Here is a 7,412-nt window from a genome sequence, read left to right as displayed (position 1 = left end):
CGCCCTTCCCCCCTGCTTCTCTTCTCCCCGCTTGGGGCGGCCCCGCGGGGGGGGGGGGGCCGGGCGCGGGGGCCCCCCCCCCGGCGCCCCTGAGGAGTGCGGGAGGCTGTGCCGCTGCCAGGGCCGGTGGGGGCGCGGTCAGTACCAGCCGGTCCGGTCAGCCGACGACCGTCCAGGTGTCGTTCCCGGCGAGCAGCGCGCCCAGGTCGCCCTTGCCGTTCTGCTCGATCGCCGCGTCGAGCTGGTCCGACATCTGCACGTCGTACACCGGCCGCCGCACGCTGCGGAACACCCCGATCGGCGTGTGGTGCAGCGTGTCCGGGTCGGCCAGCCGGGACAGCGCGAAGGCGGTCGTCGGGCTGGCGCTGTGCGCGTCGTGGACCAGGATCCGGTCCTCGTTGCCCGGGGTGACCGTGACGACCTTCAGGTCACCGGTCGCCGGGTCCCGTACGACGCCCTTCTCGCGCTTGCTGCCGAAGCGGATGGGCTCGCCGTGTTCAAGGCGGATCACCGCCTCCTCGGCCTGCTGCTTGTCCTTGAGCACATCGAAGGCGCCGTCGTTGAAGATGTTGCAGTTCTGGTAGATCTCGACCAGCGCCGTGCCCGGGTGGTCGGCCGCCGCCCGCAGTACCTCGGTGAGGTGCTTGCGGTCGGAGTCGACCGTACGGGCCACGAAGGACGCCTCGGCCCCGATCGCCAGCGACACCGGGTTGAAGGGCGCGTCGAGCGAGCCCATCGGCGTGGACTTGGTGATCTTGCCGACCTCGGAGGTGGGGCTGTACTGGCCCTTGGTCAGACCGTAGATCCGGTTGTTGAACAGCAGGATCTTGAGGTTGACGTTCCGGCGCAGCGCGTGGATCAGGTGGTTTCCGCCGATCGACAGCGCGTCGCCGTCACCGGTGACCACCCAGACGCTCAGGTCGCGGCGCGAGGAGGCGAGCCCGGTCGCGATGGCGGGGGCACGGCCGTGGATGGAGTGCATCCCGTAGGTGTTCATGTAGTACGGGAAACGGGAGGAGCAGCCGATGCCGGAGACGAAGACGATGTTCTCCTTCGCGAGCCCGAGCTCGGGCATGAAGCCCTGCACCGCCGCGAGGATCGCGTAGTCACCGCAGCCGGGGCACCACCGGACCTCCTGGTCCGATTTGAAGTCCTTCATGGACTGCTTGGCCTCGGCCTTCGGAACCAGCGACAGCAGAGTGGACGCTGTCTCAGTCATTGATGGCCTCCTTGAGAGCCGCGGCGAGCTGCTCGGCCTTGAACGGCATGCCGTTGACCTGGTTGTAGGAGTGCGCGTCGACCAGGTACCTCGCGCGGATCAGACCGGCGAGTTGGCCGAGGTTCATCTCCGGTACCACTACCTTCTCGTAACGCTCCAGAACGTCCCCCAGATTCCTCGGGAACGGGTTGAGGTGGCGCAGATGCGCCTGTGCGATGGGCTGCCCGGCGCCGCGCAGCCTGCGTACGGCAGCGGTGATCGGCCCGTATGTGGAGCCCCAGCCGAGCACCAGCGTGCGGGCGCCGTCCGGGTCGTCGACCGCGAGGTCCGGCACGTCGATGCCGTCGACCTTGGACTGCCGGATGCGGACCATGAAGTCGTGGTTGGCCGGGTCGTACGAGATGTTGCCCGTGCCGTCCTGCTTTTCGATGCCGCCGATCCGGTGTTCGAGGCCGGGGGTGCCGGGGACGGCCCAGGGGCGCGCCAGGGTGTGCGGGTCGCGCTTGTAGGGCCAGAAGACCTCGGTGCCGTCCTCGGTGGTGTGGTTGGGGCCGGTGGCGAACCTGACCTTCAGATCGGGGAGCTCGTCCAGGTCCGGGATCCGCCAGGGCTCGCTGCCGTTGGCCAGGTAGCCGTCGGACAGCAGGAACACGGGGGTGCGGTACGTCAGGGCGATACGGGCCGCCTCCAGCGCTGCGTCGAAGCAGTCCGCGGGGGTCTTCGGGGCCACGATCGGCACCGGCGCCTCGCCGTTGCGCCCGTACATCGCCTGGAGCAGGTCGGCCTGCTCGGTCTTGGTGGGCAGGCCGGTGGACGGGCCGCCGCGCTGGATGTCCACGATCAGCAGCGGAAGCTCCAGCGACACGGCGAGTCCGATGGTCTCGGACTTCAGCGCCACACCGGGGCCCGATGTCGTGGTCACGGCGAGCGAGCCGCCGAAAGCGGCGCCGAGCGCGGCGCCGATGCCCGCGATCTCGTCCTCGGCCTGGAAGGTCCGCACGCCGAAGTTCTTGTGCTTGGACAGCTCGTGCAGGATGTCCGATGCCGGGGTGATCGGGTACGAGCCCAGGTAGAGCGGCAGGTCCGCCTGTTGAGACGCGGCGACCAGTCCGTAAGACAGCGCGAGGTTGCCCGAGATGTTGCGGTAGGTGCCGGTCGGGAAGGCCTGGGTGGCCGGGGCGACCTCGTAGGAGACGGCGAAGTCCTCGGTGGTCTCGCCGAAGTTCCAGCCGGCACGGAAGGCCGCGACGTTCGCCTCGGCGATCTCCGGCTTCTTGGCGAACTTGCTGCGCAGGAACGTCTCGGTGCCCTCGGTCGGCCGGTGGTACATCCAGCTCAGCAGGCCGAGCGCGAACATGTTCTTGGAGCGCTCGGCCTCCTTGCGGGAGAGTCCGAACTCCTTGAGCGCCTCGACGGTGAGTGTCGTCAGCGGGACCGGGTGGACGCTGTACGCGTCGAGGGAGCCGTCTTCGAGCGGGCTGGTCTCGTAGCCGACCTTGGCCATGGCGCGTTTGGCGAACTCATCCGTGTTGACGATGATTTCGCCGCCGCGCGGCACATCGCCGATGTTCGCCTTGAGCGCGGCCGGGTTCATCGCGACCAGCACGTTCGGCGCGTCGCCCGGGGTGAGGATGTCATGGTCGGCGAAGTGGAGCTGGAACGAGGAGACGCCGGGCAGGGTGCCGGCGGGCGCCCGGATCTCGGCCGGGAAGTTCGGGAGGGTGGACAGGTCGTTGCCGAAAGACGCCGTCTCCGACGTGAAGCGGTCACCTGTCAGCTGCATACCGTCACCGGAGTCGCCCGCGAACCGGATGATCACACGGTCCAGTCGGCGGACCTCTTTGGTGCCGCCGCCGCTGCCGCTGTTGCTGTCGTTGCCGCTGTTGTCTTGGGTGCCCTTGGCGCCGCTGTCCTCGGCGCCTGCGCCGCCGGGGGATCTGCGCTGTCCCCCGACGACGGTCTCTCCGGCCGCGTCTGCCTCGTCTGCGTGCTCGGCTGGGCTACTGACCTGGCTGGTCACTGAACTGGACCTCCTTCGAGGCGGCTGGACCGCGGCCGGCTCACCGGTCGCTCCAAGGCCAACCCTACGACCGTAAGGGCGGCCTTCCCTGGACCGCTCATATGCTGGACGACTTTTTGAGACGACCTGATGTCCTGGTCTGCCATGATTCTGCTTGCCCCCCGAATCTTCCCTTCAGGTGCTCCCGATCTCAGGTATCGCCGAGGTTTCCGAGCTCAGACGCTCCCGATCCCAGACACTCCCGGTCGATGCTGGGGCCACCCGCTGGGCGCCCGCTAGTTATCTGATAGGGTGTCAGATTCTCAGGAGTTGAGATAGGTCAGCACGGCCAGTACACGCCGGTGATCACCATCACTGGGGGAGAGGCCGAGCTTCAGGAAGATGTTGCCCACGTGCTTCTCCACGGCCCCGTCACTCACCACCAGCTCCCTGGCGATCGCCGAGTTCGTCCGGCCCTCAGCCATCAGGCCGAGGACCTCGCGCTCCCGTGGCGTCAGCCCGGCCAGCACGTCCTGCTTGCGGCTACGCCCCAGTAGCTGCGCCACGACCTCCGGGTCGAGCGCGGTGCCTCCCCTGGCCACCCGGACCACGGCGTCCACGAACTCCCGGACCTCGGCCACCCGGTCCTTGAGCAGATAGCCCACGCCCCGGCTGCTGCCGGCCAGCAGCTCGGTGGCGTACTGCTCCTCCACGTACTGCGACAGCACCAGCACCCCGACCCCGGGATGGTCGCGGCGCAGCCGCACGGCCGCGCGGACCCCCTCGTCCGTGTGGGTCGGGGGCATCCGGACATCGGCGACCACGGCGTCGGGCAGCGCGCCCCGCGCCGCCAGCTCGTCGATGGTCTTCAGCAGCGCGTCCGCGTCCCCGACGCCTGCCACCACCTCGTGCCCGCGGTCGGTGAGCAGCCGGGTCAGCCCCTCCCGCAGCAGTACGGAGTCCTCCGCGATCACGATCCGTACCCTGTCCTCCACAACCTGCATCCCCCTGTGCCCCCATGTCTCGCGGTTGTCTCGCGGTGAGTCTCGTCTGCGCCCAGCATCCCAGGATCCGCTCCCGGGCGTCCCGTACCCGAGGCAAACCCGCCCGGCGCGCCGGGCGGGGAAGCCGGGGGAAGGCGTGCGGCGCACGGCTACGTCCGCGTAGGCGCGGTCCGCGTCACTCGCTTCGTGGATGCGCGCCGGGGATGCGTGGACCGGGGATCATGCCCGCCAGGGCAGTTCGGCTGTGATGGTGGTGGGGCCGCCGGTGGGTGAGTCGGTGACGAGTACTCCGTCCACGGCGTCGAGGCGTTCGGCGAGTCCTGCGAGTCCGCTGCCGGCTGTGATGTCGGCTCCGCCTTGGCCGTCGTCGGTGACCTGGAGCATGAGGCGGTTGTGTGCTCGCCAGACGTCGACCGAGGCGCGGGTGGCGCGGGCGTGTTTGCTGACGTTCTGGAGGAGTTCGGAGACGGTGAAGTAGGCGATGCCTTCGATTGCTTCGGCGGGGCGGTCGGGCAGGTCCACGGTGACCTTGACGGGGACGGTGCAGCGGGAGGCGACGGAGGAGAGGGCGGCGTTCAGTCCGCGGTCGGTGAGGACGGCGGGGTGGATGCCGCGTGCGAGGTCGCGTAGTTCCTGGAGGGCGAGTTTCACTTCGCCGTGGGCCTCCGCGACCATGTGTGCCGCTGCGTCGGGGTCCTCTTGCAGTTTCTCTTTGGCGAGGCCGAGGTCCATGGCGAGGGCGACCAGCCGGGCCTGGGCTCCGTCGTGCAGGTCGCGTTCGATACGTCGCAGATCGGCGGCCGCGGTGTCCACGACCACACCGCGGTCCGACTCCAGCTCCACCACGCGACCCTCCAGCCGGGACGGCCCCAGCAGCCCCGTGACCAGCAGCCGGTCCACGGTGGTGAGGCCGTGCACGATCCACGGTGTCGTGATCAGCAGCAGCAGTCCCACCGCGGCGGTGGCGGTCAGCTCGACGGGCGAGTCGAGGTAGTAGGCGTGCGTACGGTCGCCGAAGAGCTGAAGCCCGTCACTGCCGACGTACGCCGGGAACACCCAGTGCCAGAGCGGATACGTGGCGCAGGTCCAGGCGGTGGCCCACAGCGGCAGGGCGATGGAGAACGAGAGCACCGCCCACGGCATGTGCACCAGCGCGTAGAGCAGATGCCGCCAGGACACTCCGCTTTTCAGCATCCCGCCTACCCAGGCCATCGGGCCGCCGCTGTCCAGGGGCCGGACCGGGGCGGGTGTGGTGACGCGCAGGCCGAGCAGGGCGCGTGCCCGCAGCCGTTCGATAGCGCCGAAGCCGCGGCACATGGCGAGTGCGGCTGCCAGGACGGGGATGCCGAGGAAGGTGACCACCAGTCCGGCTCCGGTCGCGACCAGGCTGACGGCGAGGCTGAAGAACACGATGCTCAGCGGCAGACTCAGCAGGACGTAGCCGAACTCGCGCCAGGTGCGTCCTTCGAACGGTGCCCGCAGCGGTCGGGGGAGGCGATGGAGGCGGTGCGTCCGGGTGTCGGTTCCGTAAGCCATGGCCATCGTCGTCATCCGTTTCTGCTCTGGGCTGGTCTGGGCTGGTCTGGTCGGGGGAGTGCCGGTCTGGCGTGGCGGAGGGGTGAGGACTCCATGCTGCTGAGCGTGACCGGGGCAGCACCATGCGGCCGGTATCCGTCTTGGCCGGGGGTTTTCCCTACCGCGCGGAGTGGATCGCTCCCCGGTCCCGCCAGGGCAGTTCGGCTGTGATGGTGGTGGGGCCGCCGGTGGGTGAGTCGGTGACGAGTACTCCGTCCACGGCGTCGAGGCGTTCGGCGAGTCCTGCGAGTCCGCTGCCGGCTGTGATGTCGGCTCCGCCTTGGCCGTCGTCGGTGACCTGGAGCATGAGGCGGTTGTGTGCTCGCCAGACGTCGACCGAGGCGCGGGTGGCGCGGGCGTGTTTGCTGACGTTCTGGAGGAGTTCGGAGACGGTGAAGTAGGCGATGCCTTCGATTGCTTCGGCGGGGCGGTCGGGCAGGTCCACGGTGACCTTGACGGGGACGGTGCAGCGGGAGGCGACGGAGGAGAGGGCGGCGTTCAGTCCGCGGTCGGTGAGGACGGCGGGGTGGATGCCGCGTGCGAGGTCGCGTAGTTCCTGGAGGGCGAGTTTCACTTCGCCGTGGGCCTCCGCGACCATGTGTGCCGCTGCGTCGGGGTCCTCTTGCAGTTTCTCTTTGGCGAGGCCGAGGTCCATGGCGAGGGCGACCAGCCGGGCCTGGGCTCCGTCGTGCAGGTCGCGTTCGATACGTCGCAGATCGGCGGCCGCGGTGTCCACGACCACACCGCGGTCCGACTCCAGCTCGGCGATCCGCCGCTCCAGCCCGTCGGACGGCGAGAGCAGCGCCCGTACCAGGGCGCGATCCACGTTGGTCATGCCCCTGACGATGTAGGGGAGTACCGGCCACAGTGCGACAAGCCCGGCCAGGGCCACCGCGAAGCCGACGATGCCCCAGGGCAGCCGGATGATCGCGTACAGCACCGAGCGCCACGCGACGGGGTCCTTCAGGCCAAGCCACAAACGGACGAAGAGCCCGTCGCCCCGGCCTTTCGGCATGGCGCTCGGTTCGTCCACCGTGACGCCGAGCAGCGCTCGTGCCCGTGCCCGCTCGCCTTTGCCTATCAGTCGGGAACCGGCCAGACCGAGCACCAGCAGCGGCAGGCCGACGACCGTGACGGACAGGCCCGCCCCGACCAGGACCACGGTCACCGTGTAGACGAAGCCGAGGACGGCGACGGGCAGACCGGAGAGGAGATAGGAGATCTCCTTCCAGGTGTACCGGTCATAGGCGAAGCGCGCGGGCGGCGGCGGAGCGTCCTGCTTGGTGGCGCCGACGCCGTCTGTGCCGGCGTCTGTGCCGGCGCCGGTACCGCCGCCCGGGCTGGTGCCGATTCCGGTGCCGGCTCCGGCACCGGGAGAACTGCTGGTCACGGTCATGTGGGCAAGCCTGCCGGGTCGAATCCGCGCACGCCATGGGGTAGGTGGGCCGCGTGAAAGTAGGGATATCCCCCGCGTCGGGCCATTTCCGAGGGACCTCTGAGTGGCCGATCCCCGACCAAAGCGTGATACGGCTGCTTACCCTGCCCTTACCAGGGCCTAGACTCCCGTGCGAAAGGATCGTCGATCGCACCTGGTCGTCGTAACGATTCATCGAAC

5 protein-coding genes are annotated in these 7,412 nt (G+C 69.4%); all 5 read right to left on the bottom strand.

The genetic code is table 11. The features are described from left to right. Positions 1-157: 157 nt before the first annotated feature. The 5 genes from ACFWI9_RS22160 to ACFWI9_RS22140 all read right to left on the bottom strand — a co-directional run bounded on the left by ACFWI9_RS22160 (position 158) and on the right by ACFWI9_RS22140 (position 7,193). A complete protein-coding gene (locus tag ACFWI9_RS22160; protein WP_387164427.1) occupies positions 158-1,219 on the bottom strand; it encodes a 2-oxoacid:ferredoxin oxidoreductase subunit beta in 1,062 nt (353 codons plus the stop codon). Next, positions 1,212-3,239 carry a 2-oxoacid:acceptor oxidoreductase subunit alpha gene (locus ACFWI9_RS22155; protein WP_387164426.1) on the bottom strand — a complete coding sequence of 676 codons (2,028 nt, stop codon included), beginning with the start codon at positions 3,237-3,239 and terminating at the stop codon, positions 1,212-1,214. Before ACFWI9_RS22155 ends, ACFWI9_RS22160 begins: the two co-directional genes overlap by 8 nt. Before the next feature lie 302 nt (positions 3,240-3,541). Continuing rightward, a complete protein-coding gene (locus ACFWI9_RS22150) occupies positions 3,542-4,222 on the bottom strand; it encodes a LuxR C-terminal-related transcriptional regulator (protein ID WP_387164424.1) in 681 nt (226 codons plus the stop codon). A 219-nt stretch (positions 4,223-4,441) separates the two neighbouring features. Beyond that, positions 4,442-5,764, bottom strand: a complete 1,323-nt coding sequence (locus ACFWI9_RS22145) for a sensor histidine kinase (RefSeq protein ID WP_387164430.1) — start codon at positions 5,762-5,764, stop codon at positions 4,442-4,444. Positions 5,765-5,915: 151 nt separating this feature from the next. After that, positions 5,916-7,193, bottom strand: coding sequence for a sensor histidine kinase (locus ACFWI9_RS22140; RefSeq protein WP_387164423.1), 1,278 nt, complete (start codon positions 7,191-7,193; stop codon positions 5,916-5,918). Positions 7,194-7,412 lie beyond the last annotated feature (219 nt).

The sequence above is a fragment of the Streptomyces sp. NPDC127084 genome, assembly GCF_042724175.1.
Lineage (GTDB): Bacteria > Actinomycetota > Actinomycetes > Streptomycetales > Streptomycetaceae > Streptomyces.
Note: the sequence above shows the minus strand (reverse complement) of the source record. Positions and strands in the feature narration are given on the sequence as shown.

What these genes read in the sequence shown, in the direction of transcription:
- ACFWI9_RS22150 (WP_387164424.1), bottom strand. Translation starts at nt 4,222, where the DNA reads ATGCAGGTTGTGGAGGACAGGGTACGGATCGTGATCGCGGAGGACTCC.
- ACFWI9_RS22145 (WP_387164430.1), bottom strand. Translation starts at nt 5,764, where the DNA reads ATGGCCATGGCTTACGGAACCGACACCCGGACGCACCGCCTCCATCGC.
- ACFWI9_RS22160 (WP_387164427.1), bottom strand. Translation starts at nt 1,219, where the DNA reads ATGACTGAGACAGCGTCCACTCTGCTGTCGCTGGTTCCGAAGGCCGAG.
- ACFWI9_RS22140 (WP_387164423.1), bottom strand. Translation starts at nt 7,193, where the DNA reads ATGACCGTGACCAGCAGTTCTCCCGGTGCCGGAGCCGGCACCGGAATC.